This window comes from Enterobacter sp. RIT418 (genome assembly GCF_003057745.1).
In the GTDB taxonomy this organism is placed as follows: domain Bacteria; phylum Pseudomonadota; class Gammaproteobacteria; order Enterobacterales; family Enterobacteriaceae; genus Enterobacter.
The window spans coordinates 178,849-193,431 of the sequence record NZ_QBJD02000006.1 but is presented as its reverse complement, the minus strand read 5'-3'; the positions used below and the strand labels follow the sequence as shown (position 1 = coordinate 193,431).

17 protein-coding genes are annotated in these 14,583 nt (G+C 59.2%); 8 read left to right on the top strand and 9 right to left on the bottom strand.

Going from position 1 to position 14,583, the window contains the following annotated elements; translation table 11 throughout:
* Window positions 1-86 precede the first annotated feature (86 nt).
* From yrbN to mtr, 3 genes are all read left to right on the top strand, one after another.
* Window positions 87-167: a protein YrbN gene (gene yrbN, locus DBY73_RS09315; protein ID WP_097397692.1), complete on the top strand. Its 81-nt coding sequence runs from the start codon at window positions 87-89 to the stop codon at window positions 165-167.
* A complete protein-coding gene (locus DBY73_RS09310) occupies window positions 160-2,055 on the top strand; it encodes a DEAD/DEAH family ATP-dependent RNA helicase (RefSeq protein ID WP_112010881.1) in 1,896 nt (631 codons plus the stop codon). Before yrbN ends, DBY73_RS09310 begins: the two co-directional genes overlap by 8 nt.
* Before the next feature lie 142 nt (window positions 2,056-2,197).
* Complete coding sequence (mtr, locus tag DBY73_RS09305; protein ID WP_112010880.1) at window positions 2,198-3,442, top strand: tryptophan permease; 1,245 nt, start codon at window positions 2,198-2,200, stop codon at window positions 3,440-3,442.
* Between the two features lie 56 nt (window positions 3,443-3,498).
* Here mtr and DBY73_RS09300 read toward each other — a convergent pair whose 3' ends face one another.
* The 3 genes from DBY73_RS09300 to DBY73_RS09290 form a co-directional block, all read right to left on the bottom strand.
* Window positions 3,499-4,506, bottom strand: a complete 1,008-nt coding sequence (locus DBY73_RS09300) for a luciferase-like monooxygenase (protein WP_112010879.1) — start codon at window positions 4,504-4,506, stop codon at window positions 3,499-3,501.
* Window positions 4,507-4,584: 78 nt separating this feature from the next.
* Window positions 4,585-5,463 carry a U32 family peptidase gene (locus DBY73_RS09295; protein WP_112010878.1) on the bottom strand — a complete coding sequence of 293 codons (879 nt, stop codon included), beginning with the start codon at window positions 5,461-5,463 and terminating at the stop codon, window positions 4,585-4,587.
* A gap of 7 nt (window positions 5,464-5,470) precedes the next feature.
* The gene (locus DBY73_RS09290; RefSeq protein WP_112010877.1) at window positions 5,471-6,466 is read right to left on the bottom strand and encodes a peptidase U32 family protein; all 996 of its coding nucleotides are present in this window, start codon (window positions 6,464-6,466) and stop codon (window positions 5,471-5,473) included.
* A 220-nt stretch (window positions 6,467-6,686) separates the two neighbouring features.
* Here DBY73_RS09290 and DBY73_RS09285 point away from each other — a divergent pair, with 220 nt between their 5' ends.
* Window positions 6,687-7,211, top strand: a complete 525-nt coding sequence (locus DBY73_RS09285; RefSeq protein WP_112010876.1) for an SCP2 domain-containing protein — start codon at window positions 6,687-6,689, stop codon at window positions 7,209-7,211.
* Window positions 7,205-7,708, top strand: a complete 504-nt coding sequence (locus DBY73_RS09280) for an N-acetyltransferase (RefSeq protein WP_112010875.1) — start codon at window positions 7,205-7,207, stop codon at window positions 7,706-7,708. Before DBY73_RS09285 ends, DBY73_RS09280 begins: the two co-directional genes overlap by 7 nt.
* Here DBY73_RS09280 and DBY73_RS09275 read toward each other — a convergent pair.
* Window positions 7,695-8,024, bottom strand: coding sequence for a GIY-YIG nuclease family protein (locus DBY73_RS09275; RefSeq protein WP_112010874.1), 330 nt, complete (start codon window positions 8,022-8,024; stop codon window positions 7,695-7,697). The genes DBY73_RS09280 and DBY73_RS09275 overlap by 14 nt on opposite strands.
* 14 nt (window positions 8,025-8,038) lie before the next feature.
* Here DBY73_RS09275 and DBY73_RS09270 point away from each other — a divergent pair, with 14 nt between their 5' ends.
* Entirely contained in the window at window positions 8,039-8,473 is a 435-nt protein-coding gene (locus tag DBY73_RS09270) for a YhbP family protein (RefSeq protein WP_112010873.1), read from the top strand.
* Here DBY73_RS09270 and DBY73_RS09265 read toward each other — a convergent pair.
* On the bottom strand, window positions 8,453-8,971 hold the full coding sequence (locus DBY73_RS09265) for a type 1 glutamine amidotransferase domain-containing protein (protein ID WP_112010872.1): 519 nt from the start codon (window positions 8,969-8,971) through the stop codon (window positions 8,453-8,455). The genes DBY73_RS09270 and DBY73_RS09265 overlap by 21 nt on opposite strands.
* 128 nt (window positions 8,972-9,099) lie before the next feature.
* Here DBY73_RS09265 and DBY73_RS09260 point away from each other — a divergent pair, with 128 nt between their 5' ends.
* Window positions 9,100-9,744: an NAD(P)H-binding protein gene (locus DBY73_RS09260; protein ID WP_146745758.1), complete on the top strand. Its 645-nt coding sequence runs from the start codon at window positions 9,100-9,102 to the stop codon at window positions 9,742-9,744.
* Between the two features lie 41 nt (window positions 9,745-9,785).
* Window positions 9,786-10,823, top strand: coding sequence for a permease (locus DBY73_RS09255; protein WP_112010871.1), 1,038 nt, complete (start codon window positions 9,786-9,788; stop codon window positions 10,821-10,823).
* A 50-nt stretch (window positions 10,824-10,873) separates the two neighbouring features.
* Here DBY73_RS09255 and dolP read toward each other — a convergent pair whose 3' ends face one another.
* The 4 genes from dolP to DBY73_RS09235 are packed head-to-tail and all read right to left on the bottom strand — an operon-like array spanning window position 10,874 to window position 14,562.
* Window positions 10,874-11,449, bottom strand: a complete 576-nt coding sequence (dolP, locus tag DBY73_RS09250) for a division/outer membrane stress-associated lipid-binding lipoprotein (protein ID WP_112010870.1) — start codon at window positions 11,447-11,449, stop codon at window positions 10,874-10,876.
* Between the two features lie 9 nt (window positions 11,450-11,458).
* Entirely contained in the window at window positions 11,459-12,049 is a 591-nt protein-coding gene (diaA, locus tag DBY73_RS09245) for a DnaA initiator-associating protein DiaA (protein WP_003861754.1), read from the bottom strand.
* Window positions 12,050-12,070: 21 nt separating this feature from the next.
* Complete coding sequence (locus tag DBY73_RS09240; RefSeq protein WP_112010869.1) at window positions 12,071-12,466, bottom strand: YraN family protein; 396 nt, start codon at window positions 12,464-12,466, stop codon at window positions 12,071-12,073.
* Window positions 12,424-14,562, bottom strand: a complete 2,139-nt coding sequence (locus tag DBY73_RS09235) for a penicillin-binding protein activator (protein WP_112010868.1) — start codon at window positions 14,560-14,562, stop codon at window positions 12,424-12,426. Before DBY73_RS09235 ends, DBY73_RS09240 begins: the two co-directional genes overlap by 43 nt.
* Between the last annotated feature and the right edge of the window lie 21 nt (window positions 14,563-14,583).

Below are 14,583 nucleotides of genomic sequence, written 5' to 3'. Positions count from 1 at the left end.
CGTAATCTTTTGATTGCCATCACCTTAACTGGTGAGGGCGTTGTTGTTCGTCAATACACCTACTTTGAGCCGGTTCACACTTTTCAATGAAAATTGCTAATCATTTTCACGATGAGCTAAGTAGACTGGCCGCCATTAATATCGAGGCACTTGTACTACATGGCTGAATTCGAAACCACTTTTGCAGATCTGGGCCTGAAGGCTCCTATCCTTGAAGCCCTTAACGATCTGGGTTACGAAAAACCATCTCCGATCCAGGCTGAGTGTATCCCACACCTGCTTTCTGGTCGTGACGTGCTGGGCATGGCCCAGACTGGTAGCGGTAAAACTGCGGCGTTCTCGCTGCCGCTGCTGAACAACATTGATCCGGACCTGCGTGCTCCGCAGATCCTCGTCCTGGCTCCAACCCGTGAACTGGCTGTTCAGGTTGGCGAAGCAATGACGGAATTTTCTAAACATATGCGCGGCGTAAACGTGGTAGCCCTGTACGGCGGCCAGCGTTATGACGTGCAGTTACGCGCCCTGCGCCAGGGCCCACAGATCGTTGTCGGTACGCCGGGTCGTCTGCTGGATCACCTGAAGCGCGGTACTCTGGACCTCTCTAAGCTGAGCGGTCTGGTACTGGATGAAGCAGATGAAATGCTGCGTATGGGCTTCATCGAAGACGTAGAAACCATCATGGCGCAGATCCCAGAAGGTCATCAGACCGCTCTGTTCTCTGCCACCATGCCAGAAGCGATTCGCCGCATTACCCGCCGCTTCATGAAAGAGCCGCAGGAAGTGCGCATTCAGTCCAGCGTTACCACGCGTCCTGACATCAGCCAGAGCTACTGGTCTGTGTACGGCATGCGCAAAAACGAAGCGCTGGTTCGTTTCCTGGAAGCGGAAGATTTTGATGCGGCGATTATCTTCGTTCGTACCAAAAACGCGACTCTGGAAGTGGCTGAAGCCCTGGAGCGTAGCGGCTACAACAGCGCAGCGCTGAACGGCGACATGAACCAGGCCCTGCGCGAGCAGACTCTGGAGCGTCTGAAAGACGGTCGTCTGGATATCCTGATTGCAACCGACGTGGCAGCACGTGGTCTGGACGTTGAGCGTATCAGCCTGGTTGTGAACTACGACATCCCAATGGATTCCGAATCTTACGTTCACCGTATCGGTCGTACCGGTCGTGCGGGCCGTGCGGGTCGTGCGCTGCTGTTCGTTGAGAACCGCGAGCGTCGTCTGCTGCGTAACATCGAACGCACCATGAAGCTGACCATTCCGGAAGCCGACCTGCCAAACGCAGAGCTGCTGGGCAAACGCCGCCTGGAGAAATTCGCCGCGAAAGTACAGCAGCAGCTGGAAAGCAGCGATCTGGACCAGTACCGTGCGCTGCTGTCGCAGATTCAGCCAACCGCTGAAGGCGAAGAGCTGGACATGGAAACTCTGGCCGCAGCACTGCTGAAAATGGCGCAGGGCGAACGTAGCCTGATCGTGCCACCAGATGCGCCGATGCGTCCTAAGCGTGAGTTCCGTGACCGTGACGATCGTTTCGAACGTCGTGGCGACCGTAACGACCGTGGCCCGCGCGGTGACCGTCCAGAGCGTGGTGGTGAAGACCGTCCACGTCGCGAGCGTCGTGACGCTGGCGATATGGAACTGTACCGCATTGAAGTGGGCCGTGATGATGGCGTTGAAGTGCGTCATATCGTTGGCGCGATCGCTAACGAAGGCGACATCAGCAGCCGTTACATCGGTAACATCAAGCTGTTCGCATCCCACTCTACCATTGAGCTGCCAAAAGGCATGCCGGGCGAGGTTCTGCAGCACTTTACCCGCACCCGCATCCTGAACAAGCCGATGAACATGCAGCTGATGGGCGATGCGCAGCCGCGTCCTGACCGCGGTGGCGAACGTCGTGGCGGTGGCCGCAGCTTCGGTGGCGAGCGTCGTGAAGGCGGTCGCAGCGAAGGTCGCGGTGGAGAAGGTCGTCGTTTCTCCGGCGAACGCCGTGAAAACCGCGGCCCGCGTCGCGAAGAAGGCACCAGCCGTCGTCGTTTCGGTGACGCGTAAGCCTTACGCTTCTGACGTAAAGTAAAATATACAGCCCCGATAAACGCTATCGGGGCTTTTTTTATTTCTTTTGTACTCTTGTACTGGTACAGTGCTGCACATTAACATGCGTCACCGCATTATTGACTGGAGAAAAGGCTGTATGGCGACACTTACCACCACCCAAACGTCACCTTCGCTGCTTGGCGGCGTGGTGATTATCGGCGGAACCATCATTGGTGCTGGGATGTTCTCCCTGCCCGTGGTCATGTCCGGGGCGTGGTTCTTCTGGTCGCTGGCGGCGCTGGTCTTTACCTGGTTCTGCATGCTGCATTCCGGGCTGATGATCCTCGAAGCCAACCTGAACTACCGCATTGGCTCAAGCTTCGACACCATCACAAAAGACCTGCTGGGCAAACGCTGGAATCTGATTAACGGCATATCCATCGCGTTTGTGCTCTACATTCTGACCTACGCCTATATCTCGGCGAGCGGCTCGATTCTGCACCACACCTTCTCGGAGATGTCGCTGAACGTCCCTGCGCGTCTGGCCGGGCTATGCTTCGCGCTGGGCGTGGCGTTTATTGTCTGGATGAGCACCAAAGCGGTCAGCCGCATGACGGCGATCGTGCTGGGCGCCAAGGTGATTACCTTCTTCCTGACCTTCGGCAGCCTGCTGGGGCACGTCACGCCGACCACGCTGTTCAACGTGGCGGAGACCAACGCCTCTTACACGCCGTACCTGCTGATGACCCTGCCGTTCTGTCTGGCGTCGTTCGGCTACCACGGCAACGTGCCGAGCCTGATGAAATACTATGGTAAAGACCCGCGCACCATTGTGAAATGCCTGGTCTACGGCACGCTGCTGGCGCTGGGGCTGTATGTGATTTGGCTGCTGGGGACGATGGGCAACATCCCGCGTCCGGCATTTATCGGCATAGCGCAGAAGGGTGGCAACATTGATGTGCTGGTGCAGGCGCTGAGCGGCGTGCTGAACAGCCGCAGCCTGGATTTACTGCTGGTGGTGTTCTCCAACTTTGCGGTGGCGAGCTCTTTCCTCGGCGTGACGCTCGGCCTGTTTGACTATCTTGCCGATCTGTTTGGCTTTGATGATTCCGCGCTGGGCCGCTTCAAAACCGCGCTATTGACCTTCCTGCCGCCGATTTTAGGGGGCCTGCTGTGGCCGAACGGCTTCCTGTATGCCATCGGCTATGCAGGACTGGCCGCCACAGTCTGGGCTGCCGTTGTGCCGGCGCTGCTGGCGCGAAAGTCGCGTAAACGCTTCGGTAGCCCGACGTTCCGCGTCTGGGGCGGTAAGCCGATGATTGTGCTGATACTGGTGTTCGGCATCGGCAACGCGGTGGTACACGTGCTGTCGAGTTTCAATCTGCTGCCTGTGTATCAGTAAAACGTGCGGTTTAAACCCCTCTCCCTCTTCCACAGGGAGAGGGAGAAAAGCAAAAACTACCCCACCAACTCCTCTTTCACCTGCATCGCCAGATCGAACGAGTGCAGGCGCGCCTGATGATCGAAAATCTGGCCGTTAACCATAATTTCGTCCGCCTGCGTCTCGCGCAGCACCGCTTCCAGCCCGTGACGCACTTTTGTCTTATCACCGACCAGGGACATGCTCAGCGCCTGCTGCACGCCATACTGCTCTGACGCAGACCACAGCTGATGCATATTTTCCACCGGCGGCGGCAGCTGGCCCGTCTCGCCGCGGCGCAGCTTCATGAACGCCTGCTGCATTGAGGTGAACAGGAATTCCGCATCGCGGTTGCTGTCGGCGGCAATGATATTGATACACACCATCGCGTACGGCTTCTCCAGCCGCGCGGACGGATTGAAGTGGGTACGGTACAGATGCAGCGCCTGGTGCAGCATATCCGGCGCGAAGTGCGAGGCAAACGCAAACGGCAGCCCAAGCTGGGCGGCAAGCTGCGCGCTATACAGGCTGGAACCCAGCAGCCACACCGGGATCTTCTCACCGTAGCCCGGCACCGGGCGCACGTGCGGGTTAGGATCGCGCGCGTCGAACCAGTCCACCAGCTCCGCCACGTCGCGCGGGAAGTTATCGATATCGCCGCTCATATGTCGACGCAGCGCACGCATAGTCGGCTGATCGCTGCCCGGCGCGCGGCCAAGTCCAAGATCGATACGGCCAGGGTAGAGCGTATTCAGGGTGCCGAACTGTTCGGCAATTACCAGCGGAGCGTGGTTCGGCAGCATTACGCCGCCGGAGCCGAGGTGAAGCGTCGTGGTGTTTGCGGCCAGATAGCCGATCAGCACCGAGGTTGCGGCGCTGGCGATGCCCACCATGTTGTGGTGCTCCGCCAGCCAGTAGCGGTGATAGCCGCGCTTTTCGACCAGTTGAGCGAGATCGAGAGAGTTTGAAAAGGCGTCTCGAGCCGAGGAGCCCTGAGGGATCGGCGCCAGGTCCAGCACCGAGAATGGAATGGTTTTATCAGTCATAGCAGCTCACTTTGTCGACAGCGTATCTTTAATAGTGCATTAAAAATGCAAACACGCTGTTAACAAAGTGAGCTTTTTTTACGCCTGTAATTCTAACCCGGCGAGGCGTTTCCAGTAGCCGTTACAGTCGCTGTTGGCGGTTAACGGCAGCGGTGCCGCCCCATTTTCGTTAGCGCGGAAGGCGTCAAGCATCGCAAACACGCTATTATCCAGCGGGGATAAGCGCACCACGTCCACCAGGCCGTCCATCGACGCCAGCTCGTTGCCCAGGTTGTAAACATAGCCGCTCATGGTCTGAATGCCGTTTAGCACAAACACCTGCTGGTTCTCCTGCGACAGCATGCTGCGCCCGTTCGGATACTTAATGCAGCAGGTCTCGCACTCGTCTTTCGGGCGATCTTCGGAACGCGCGGTAAAGCAGCGGGCAGAGTAGGCCAGCGGAAGATGACCGTAGCTCAGCACTTCTACCTCAAACCGATCGCGGATGCCCAGCGTTTCGCACTGGTCCAGCAGGTTAACGAGCCAGTCGCGGGAGAGTTCGACCGGCATGCACCAGCGCGTCATGCCCTGCTTCAGCAGCAGGCGCAGCGTAACCGCGTTGTAGCAGTTTAGCGCATGCCCCGCGACGAACGGCAGATTGCGTTCGGCGCACAGGTTCACTACGCCGAGATCGCTCGCTTCCAGGAGGAACTCGCCGTTCTCAACGTAGCGCTTCAGCTCGCCCAGCTCGGAAGAGGCCTGTACCAGCGCGAGCGTCGAGAGCACCACCTGCTTGCCGCTTCCCGCCAGGCTTTTCGCCATATCCAGCCAGTCGCCCACTTTGGTGGCGCGGCGCTTGCTGCACACGGCCTCGCCGAGATAAATCACGTCGGCGCTGCTGGTGGCCGCCTGCTGGTAAAAGTCTTCCAGCGTCTCTTTTGGCCAGTAGTACAGCACCGGCCCTAATGAATATTTCATGGTTATCTCACTGCCATTTACGGTGATACGCGCCGAGCGTGGTTTGGGTGCCTTCAGACATGGCGCCCAGCGTCTCCATCCACGCGGGCTGCGCGGCGTAGTTCTGCGGGTCGGCCATGCAGCGGTCGATCGCCTGACGCCACACTTTCGCCACCTGGCTTACGTAGGCCGGGCTGCGCTGGCGTCCTTCAATTTTCACCGACGCGATGTTGGCGGCCAGCAGCTCCGGCAAAAGCTCCAGGGTGTTAAGGCTGGTCGGCTCTTCCAGCGCGTGATAGCGCTCGCCGTCCACCAGGTAGCGGCCTTTGCACAGGGTAGGGTAGCCCGCGTTTTCGCCGTCCTGATAGCGGTCGATCAGCACGTCGTTCAGGCGCGACTCCAGCCCCTGCGGCGTTTGCTGCCAGCGAACAAAGCGGGCAGGCGAGCACGCCCCAACGGTGTTAGGCGATTCGCCGGTTAAATAGGACGAGAGATAGCAACGGCCTTCGGCCATGATGCACAGGCTGCCAAAGGCGAAGATTTCCAGCGGAACGGGCGTGACGCGCGCGAGCTGCTTCACCTGGTGAATGGAGAGTACGCGTGGGAGCACCACGCGGGCCACGTCAAAATGACGGTGATAAAAACGCACGGCCTCTTCGTTCGTGGCGGAGGCCTGAACGGAGACGTGGCGCTCAATATGCGGGTAGCGTTCTGCCGCATACTCAAGCATGGCGAGGTCGGCCAGGATCAGCGCATCGGCACCCAGCTGCGCCGCCATATCGACCGCATGCTGCCAGCGGGCGTAGCCGTCAGGATGGGCGAAGGTGTTAATGGCGATATGCAGCTTGCGGCGATGCTGGTGAACGAAGGTAACGGCTTCCTGAAGCTTTTTCTCCGTAAAGTTTAGGCCAGCAAAATGGCGGGCGTTGGTGTCATCCTTTAGCCCGATGTAGACCGCGTCGGCCCCATTTTCGATGGCCGCCTTAAGCGCCGGAAGGTTTCCGGCAGGGCAGAGCAGCTCCATAATGTTTCCTGCTGTTGACGATCGAAGCGATCGCAAAATTGTTAACGAGCTGGGATTTTAATTAACCCCCAGGCGACAATTTTTGATTTAAGGCAGCTAATGGCGTATTGATGACACCAATAATGGAGTAAGCCGGACGTCGGTTTGTTGATTTATGCCGCTATGTTCCGCCGGGGATATGGCAAAATAACGGGACTATAGATATCAGGGAGTAAAGCTCGTGCTGGATAAACTGCGTTCGCGTCTCGTACAATTTGGCCCATCAATGCTGAGCGTGCCGGTCAGGCTGGCGCCGTTTGCGCTAAAACGCCAGGTGCTGGAGCAGGTACTGAGCTGGCAGTTCCGCCAGGCGCTGCAGGACGGTGAGCTGGCGTTTCTGGAAGGGCGCTGGCTGAGTATTCACATGCGTGATATCGGGCTGCGCTGGTTTACCTCCGTGGAAAACGATCAGCTGATCGTTCGCGAATCCGCCGAGGCGGACGTGAGCTTTAGCGCCAACGCCAGCGATCTGCTGATGATTGCCGCGCGCAAGCAGGACCCGGATACGCTCTTCTTCCAGCGCCGTCTGGTCATTGAAGGCGATACGGAGCTTGGCCTGTACGTTAAGAATTTAATGGATGCCATTGAGCTGGAGCAGATGCCGAAAGCGCTGCGCATGATGTTGATGCAAATGGCAGATTTTGTTGAGGCCGGGCTGAAAACCCCGCCGGACGGTAAACACACTTCAGTAGGTGAGCCATGCTGATTCGAGTCGAAATTGGGATTGATGCCCCGGGTATCGATGCACTGTTGCGCCGCGCCTTCGCGAGCGATGCCGAAGCTCAACTGGTCCACGATCTCCGTGAAGATGGTCTGATCACGCTGGGGCTGGTGGCCACCGATGACGAAGGTCAGGTGGTCGGCTACGTTGCCTTTAGCCCGGTGCTCGTGCAGGGCGAGGATCTTCAGTGGGTCGGAATGGCCCCGCTGGCGGTCGATGAAAACTATCGCGGACAGGGGCTGGCGCGCCAGCTGGTCTTCGAAGGGCTGGATTCGCTCAACGAGTTTGGCTATGCGGCCGTTGTTGCGCTGGGCGATCCGGCGTTCTATGGCCGTTTAGGCTTTGAGCCGGCGGCGCAGTACGATTTGCGCTGCCGCTGGCCGGGTACCGAATCCGCCTTCCAGGTGCATCGTCTGGCGGATGACGCGCTGAGCGGCGTGAGCGGGCTCGTTGAGTATCACGACCACTTCAATCGCTTTTAACCAGGCTCTCGCGCAGCGCCTCAAAGGTGCCGTCTCCGCTAACGAGACGCTCTTTCTGGCGCTTCGTCAGCTGCTTGATGCGGTATTCCAGCCTGAGCGCCAGCGATCTGTCTCCCGCGGGCGCTGAAAACGCCAGCTGAAGCTCGCCTTTCCCCCGCAGCGCCTTTGCCCCTTTCCCCGTCTGATGCTGCAGGAAACGCCGCGCGACGTCGGTAGTTATTCCGGTATACAGTGCATTATCAGCAGTTCGGACAAGATAGAGAAACCAGCACACGGTAGGCATATTCAGTATGTTAAGGTGAGCGCACCATAGCATGAGAGGGAGCAAAAATGGAAACACTTGACGCCATTAGCCGCTGGCTGGCGAAGCAGCACGTTGTGACCTGGTGCGTGTACGATGAAGGGGAAATGTGGTGCGCGAACGCGTTCTACTACTACGATCCGGAGCGCGTCGCGTTTTATGTCATGAGCGAAGACAAAACGCGTCATGCTCAGATGACCGGTCAGCAGGCGAACGTGGCGGGTACGGTCAACGGCCAGCCGAAAACGGTGGCGTTGATCCGCGGCGTGCAGTTCAAAGGTGAGATCCGCCGTCTGGGCGAAGAAGAGAGCGACGCGCCGCGTAAACGCTACACGCGCCGCTTCCCCGTTGCCGCTGCGCTAAAAGCCCCGGTGTGGGAAATCCGCCTTGATGAGCTCAAATTTACCGACAACACCCTGGGCTTTGGCAAGAAGCTACACTGGCTACGCGCCGAGCAGGCGTAGCGCTTCGCGGTTAAACGCCGGGAGATCGTCCGGGGTGCGGCTGGTGATCAGCTGATCTTTGTCGTTGACCACCTCCTGATCGTAAAACTCCGCCCCCGCGTTTTTCAGATCGATTACGATCGGCTTCACGGCGGTGAGCTTGCGCCCGCGCACCACGTCAGCGCTGATCAGCAGCTGCGGGCCGTGGCAGATGGCAAATACCGGTTTACCGGTCGCGACAAAGTCGCGGGTAAAGGTAACGAAACGATCGTCCCCGCGCAGCGAATCCGGCGAATGGCCGCCAGGGAGCAGCAGGGCGTCGAAGTCAGACGGGCTCACGCTGTCGATGGTTTCGTCAATGGTGACTTTCGCTTCGCCCTTATGGCCCGTCACCGTTTTGCCCGCCTCTTTCTCGATGGTGATGACCTCATGTCCCGCCTTGCGAAACGCCTCGGCTGGCGACGTAAATTCTGAATCTTCAAACTCGTCGGTAATCAAGACTGCGATTTTTTTACCCATGGTTCCTCCGTTGTTTTCGCTTCAGACTGTTTTTTTCCCGTTTGTGGTAAATACTTACCGGTAACAGACTGTTAAGTGTGGTAGAGCAGGCTGAAATCGCAAACGGACAATTCTGTAAAGGAGATAACATGAGCCAGGTATTAATAACGGGTGCCACCGGGCTGGTGGGCGATCACCTGCTGCGGCTGCTGATTCAGGATCGCCGGGTGAACTTTATTGCGGCCCCCACGCGTCGCCCGCTGGCCGACGTGTCCGGCGTTTTCAACCCGCACGATCCCCAGCTTACCGACGCGCTTGCGCAGGTGCAGGACCCGATTGATATTGCGTTCTGCTGCCTTGGAACAACCCGACGCGAGGCGGGCAGCAAAGAGGCCTTTGTCCACGCGGACTACACGCTGGTGGTGGATACGGCCCTGACGGCGAAAAGGCTCGGCGCGAAGCATTTCCTCGTGGTCAGCTCCATGGGGGCCAACGCCAGCTCGCCGTTCTTCTACAACAAGGTGAAAGGCAAAATGGAAGAGGCGCTGATCGCCCAGAAGTGGGAGCGCCTGACGATTGTGCGCCCGTCGATGCTTCTTGGGCACCGCGACAAGCGGCGCGTTAACGAGTCTATTTTTGCCCCGCTGTTTCGCATTTTCCCCGGCAACTGGAAATCCATCGAAGCCCGGGACGTAGCGCGCGCGATGCTGAAAGAGGCGCTTTCGCCGTCGCAGGAAGGGGTGAATATTATCCCGTCGGCAAAACTGCGTGAAATCGCGCAGGGCGAGGCGTAAACTCCCCCCGGCTAATTAAACAACACTCTCCGGGGAATGCTATGACTGGTCAGTCTTCATCTCAGGCGGCAACACCTGTTCAATGGTGGAAGCCCGCGCTCTTCTTTCTTGTGGTCATTATTGGCCTCTGGTACGTGAAATGGCAGCCGTATTACGGCAAAGCCTTCACCGCCGCCGACACCCACAGCATCGGTAAATCCATTCTCGCTCAGTCTGATTCCAGCCCGCTGCAGGCGGCGTGGGATTATGCCGTGGTCTATTTCCTTGCCGTCTGGAAGGCGGCCGTGCTCGGCGTGATTTTAGGATCCCTGATTCAGGTGCTGATCCCACGCACCTGGCTGATTAAAACCCTTGGGCAGCCGCGCTTTCAGGGCACGCTTTTGGGCACGATTTTCTCGCTTCCGGGCATGATGTGCTCCTGCTGCGCCGCGCCCGTCACCGCGGGCATGCGCCGCCAGCGCGTCTCGATGGGCGGAGCGCTGGCGTTCTGGATGGGTAACCCGCTGCTCAACCCGGCAACGCTGGTGTTTATGGGCTTTGTGCTGGGCTGGTATTTCGCGTTTATTCGCCTGGTAGCAGGGCTGCTGACGGTGCTTATCGTGGCGTCGCTGGTGCAAAAGCTGGTGAAGGAGAGCCCAACGGAGCCTGCAACCGTTGAGCTGGACATCAGCGAACCGCAGGGCGGCTTCTTCGCGCGCTGGGGTAAGGCGCTGTGGCAGCTTTTCTGGAGCACGATCCCGGTTTATATCCTGGCGGTGCTGGTGCTTGGGGCCGCGCGCGTGTGGCTGTTCCCGCACGCGGACGGCGCTATCGACAATACGCTTATGTGGGTGGTGGCAATGGCGGTTGCGGGCTGCCTGTTTGTGATCCCGACCGCCGCGGAAATCCCGATTGTACAGACCATGATGTTAGCCGGAATGGGCACCGCGCCTGCGCTAGCGCTGTTAATCACGCTGCCTGCGGTAAGCCTGCCGTCGCTAATTATGCTGCGCAAGTCATTCCCGGCAAAAGCGCTGTGGCTGACCGCGGGGCTGGTGGCGTTAAGCGGAGTCATTGTGGGAAGTATTGCGCTGCTGTAAAAAAAAGCCCGGTAGCGCGAGCGCTTACCGGGCCTGCGTTCAGGTGTTGATTACTTGATGTAGGTAAACGCGGTGGTGACGTGCTTCACGCCGCTCACCCGGCTGGCGATATCCGCCGCCGCCTTCCCTTCGCGATCGGTTACCAGACCCAGCAGGAACACTTCACCGTTCTCGGTGGTCACCTTCACGTTAGAGGATTTCACCTGGTCGGAGCCCAGCAGCTGGGAGCGCACTTTGGTGGTGATCCAGGTATCAGATGACGCGGTGCCCAGGCTGATCGGCTGGCCCTGTCGGATTTCATTGAACACTTCCGTGGTGCCCTCTACGCCCATGGCTATCTGTTTCGCACGGCTGGCGAGATCCATGTTCGGCGCCTGGCCCGCCAGCAGCACTTTGCCCTGGTAAGCCGTCACGTTGATACGCGCTTCTTTCTTAATCTGTTCGTCTTTCGACAGCGCGCTGTTAACGCGCAGCTCCAGCGTACCGTCGTCCACCTGGGTACCCACGGTACGCGGGTCGGTCGCGGCCTTGGTGCCCACGGCCGCGGTGCCCACAACGGCCGCAGCGATGCATCCCTGAAGTAACAGCGCAGACGTGAGGACCGCGAGGGTCGATAAAGCCTTCATGAGAACTCCTTAATCATCCTGGTGAGGGAAAAGCGTGTTATCGATCAAATCGCATAAGCAGTTCACCGTCAGCATATGCATTTCCTGAATGCGCGCGCTGCGGTGAGACGGAATGCGGATCTCCACGTCCTGCGGCCCCAAAAGGCCCGCCAGCTCGCCGCCGTCATAGCCGGTTAAGGCAACGATGGTCATATCGCGGGTCACGGCGGCTTCAACGGCTTTGACGATGTCACGGCTGTTCCCGCGAGTGGAAATCGCCAGCAGCACGTCTCCGGCATGGCCTAAGGCGCGCACCTGCTTTGCGTATATTTCGTCGTGCAGGCGATCGTTTGCAATCGCTGTTAAGACCACATTATCGGTATTAAGTGCAATGGCGGGTAAACTTGGACGTTCTGTTTCAAAACGATTGATCATGCTGGCAGCAAAATGCTGTGCGTTGGCGGCCGACGTACCGTTGCCACAACAGAGGATTTTGTTACCGTTCAGCAGAGACTGTACCAGCGTCATGGCCGCGCGCGAGATCGCGTCTGGAAGCGCCTCCGCTGCGGCAATCTGCGTTTGAATGCTTTCTGTGAAGCACACTTTAATTCGTTCGAGCACGTTATCCCTTTTAAATCTTATTTATGCGTCTTCGCCAAAAGCGTTTTTAAGCCAGTCGATCTCATTTCCGGTGAAGGCTACCACATCGAACCGGCAATCCACAGTATCAAAACTCCCATTATGGCGGGCAAGCCACAAGTGGGCAGTCTGTAATAATTTATGTTGTTTGGCGAGCGTCACGCTGGCGGCAGCACCGCCAAAACGGGACGACTGTCGGTAGCGTACTTCGACAAACACGGTCACCCGACCGTCCTTCATGATGAGGTCAATCTCGCCGCCGCGCCCGCGGACGTTGGCGGCGATAAAGCGCAGTCCTTTGCCTTCAAGCCAGCGGCGCGCTTTGAGCTCCCACGCGTCGCCGGTCTCTTTACGGCTTAACTGGCCGGGACGATTTGCCCCTGCTGGTATTTGAGCCATGATAACTTCCTGTTGATCACGCAGTCCTGGGTTGCGGTCAGATCGCCGGTATTGCCGTTAAGCTCAAAGCCCGGCACCTGACGCATCTGGCTAAAGTGGTTGGCCAGCGCCCACGCGTCGGCGCCCATCGCGTACAGGCGCGCCAGCGAGTAATCGTTACGTACCGCGCCGAGCGCCTGCTGCATCAGCTGCGGGTTGCTGCCTGCCAGCATCGGGATTTCGCTGTACTGCAGGCCATCCATCTCCAGACGGAAGTCCGGGCCCGCGGTGCCCTGCGCGCTGCGGGAGCTGGCGTAGAGCGTTGCACCGCTCTGGCTGCCGTTTCGCATGGCAATCATCGGTTTGATAAAGGCAATCTCTTCCGGCGTGGCGACGATGTAGGCCGCGTCCACCTTGCCGCCGCCGCTAATCTGCGCGTCGGACGGTGGCGCAGGGATGGTCAGGCCGCCGATGGTCACGCTCTGCTGCTGCGGCAGGCTGGCGGTCACCGGGCTGCCGTTCAGCGCGATACCCGCGCCGCCGTTCACGCCCGCGCGCAGCTCGTTGGCCGAGCCGAATTTTTGCTGCAGCACGATGCCGCCGCCCAGCTTCTGCCACTCGTCGGCAAAGGCGCTGGCGACGCGATCGCCCAGCGCGCTGCGAGGCAACAGCAGCAGCGGAGCCTGTTTGCCCTGCTCGTGGATATGGCGCGCGGCGTCGCGGGCTTCGTCTTCCGGAGAGAGGGCGAAGTAGCAGATGTTGGCGCGGTTCTGCACCTGTTCCGGCTGGTTGAGCGCCAGCACGTTCAGCGTGGTATTGCTCTTCATCAGCTCCTCCACGTTGTTTTTCAACAGCGGGCCAACGACGATGCTGGCACCGTCTTTCTGAACCTGGGCGAGAACCTGATCCAGCGGCTGAGCGCTGGTGTCATAGATCTTCAGCTCGGCACCCGGGTTGGCGCTGGTGGTGACCGGCGCCTGAGGCTGTGCCGCGGGCTGAGGTTGTTCCGCTGCGGAGGGCTCGGCGGCCGGTGCGGCCTGGGTGTTAGCCGGAGCCTGAGCCTGAACCGGAGCAGCAGGCGTCGGGGCTGTCGACGGCTGGGTCGTTGGCGCGGTGACCGGGTTTTGCATCGTTCCTTGCGCCGGAGCCTGAGCGGCGGTCAAATCACTGGTTTCTGCGGCGGACGGGCTTACCACGTCGTTCACGTTGGCCGCCTGCGCGGCCTGCATCGGTACGGCGCTGCCCGTGACGGCAGTGGTGCCGTTTTTGGCAGCCTCAAAACCCTGCTGGATGGCGCGGCTAAATACCGCCGCCTGGCCGTTCAGCGGCAGCAGAAGCGCGATTTTGCTGGCGGAGGCAGGCCTGAAGTTCTGCACGTTCACCAGCTGCGTCGGCAGCATTTTTGCTCCAGGGTTTTGCGGATAGCGGGTGTGCCAGTCGGTAATCCCGGCTTTCAGCATCTTCGGATCGCTGCGGTTGTTAAACCACATCTGCTGCAGATCCAGCCAGCCCTGCAGGACGTTTTCATCAGCGTTGATCACCAGCGCCTGCGCCTGTTCCTGCGTCATGGAGGAGAGGGCCTGCCAGGTGGCATCAATGTTTTGCTGCTTGTCTTTCCCCGCGAGCAGCGGTTCTTGCGCGATCAGCGCGCGGAGAAGCTGCAGGGAAGGGCGGCCCTGCTCGGCGGTAATGCCTGCCTGCCAGAAGCGGGCCTGCTGGTTTTTATCCAGCGCGCTAATATCGATGGTGCCGAGGATCTTCTTCGCCCCGTCATACTCTTTCTGCGCGACCTTCAGCTCGGCGGAGAGCAGGCTTTGCTCGCGGCGCTGCGTATCGTTCAGATCCTGCGGAAGCTGGTTAAACAGCTCAGCGGCCCGCGCGGTCTTGCCCTCTTTCAGCAGTGCACGAATGGCGAGTAATTGCCAGTTGGTCTTGGTATCATTTGAACTCTGCGACATTTGCTGCAGGTAATAGCCGGAGTCAGCCTGGGCTGCGCCCTGCATATGGGCAGCGCTCTGGTCCGGCGCCTGGGTGCCACAGCCTGCAAAGATCAGGGCTGCCAGCAGAACAGGCACGCTGCGCGCGGCTTTTTTTCGAAGAAACGTTAACGGTACCATACTGTATCCAGTGATTTTTTT

Coding starts and splice junctions, on each gene's coding strand:
- DBY73_RS09270 (WP_112010873.1), top strand. CDS start 8,039: ATGGAAACACTTGACGCCATTAGCCGCTGGCTGGCGAAGCAGCACGTT.
- DBY73_RS09265 (WP_112010872.1), bottom strand. CDS start 8,971: ATGGGTAAAAAAATCGCAGTCTTGATTACCGACGAGTTTGAAGATTCA.
- DBY73_RS09300 (WP_112010879.1), bottom strand. CDS start 4,506: ATGACTGATAAAACCATTCCATTCTCGGTGCTGGACCTGGCGCCGATC.
- DBY73_RS09295 (WP_112010878.1), bottom strand. CDS start 5,463: ATGAAATATTCATTAGGGCCGGTGCTGTACTACTGGCCAAAAGAGACG.
- DBY73_RS09310 (WP_112010881.1), top strand. CDS start 160: ATGGCTGAATTCGAAACCACTTTTGCAGATCTGGGCCTGAAGGCTCCT.
- mtr (WP_112010880.1), top strand. CDS start 2,198: ATGGCGACACTTACCACCACCCAAACGTCACCTTCGCTGCTTGGCGGC.
- DBY73_RS09275 (WP_112010874.1), bottom strand. CDS start 8,024: ATGCTATGGTGCGCTCACCTTAACATACTGAATATGCCTACCGTGTGC.
- DBY73_RS09255 (WP_112010871.1), top strand. CDS start 9,786: ATGACTGGTCAGTCTTCATCTCAGGCGGCAACACCTGTTCAATGGTGG.
- DBY73_RS09240 (WP_112010869.1), bottom strand. CDS start 12,466: ATGGCTCAAATACCAGCAGGGGCAAATCGTCCCGGCCAGTTAAGCCGT.
- DBY73_RS09235 (WP_112010868.1), bottom strand. CDS start 14,562: ATGGTACCGTTAACGTTTCTTCGAAAAAAAGCCGCGCGCAGCGTGCCT.
- dolP (WP_112010870.1), bottom strand. CDS start 11,449: ATGAAGGCTTTATCGACCCTCGCGGTCCTCACGTCTGCGCTGTTACTT.
- yrbN (WP_097397692.1), top strand. CDS start 87: ATGAAAATTGCTAATCATTTTCACGATGAGCTAAGTAGACTGGCCGCC.
- DBY73_RS09290 (WP_112010877.1), bottom strand. CDS start 6,466: ATGGAGCTGCTCTGCCCTGCCGGAAACCTTCCGGCGCTTAAGGCGGCC.
- DBY73_RS09260 (WP_146745758.1), top strand. CDS start 9,100: ATGAGCCAGGTATTAATAACGGGTGCCACCGGGCTGGTGGGCGATCAC.
- DBY73_RS09280 (WP_112010875.1), top strand. CDS start 7,205: ATGCTGATTCGAGTCGAAATTGGGATTGATGCCCCGGGTATCGATGCA.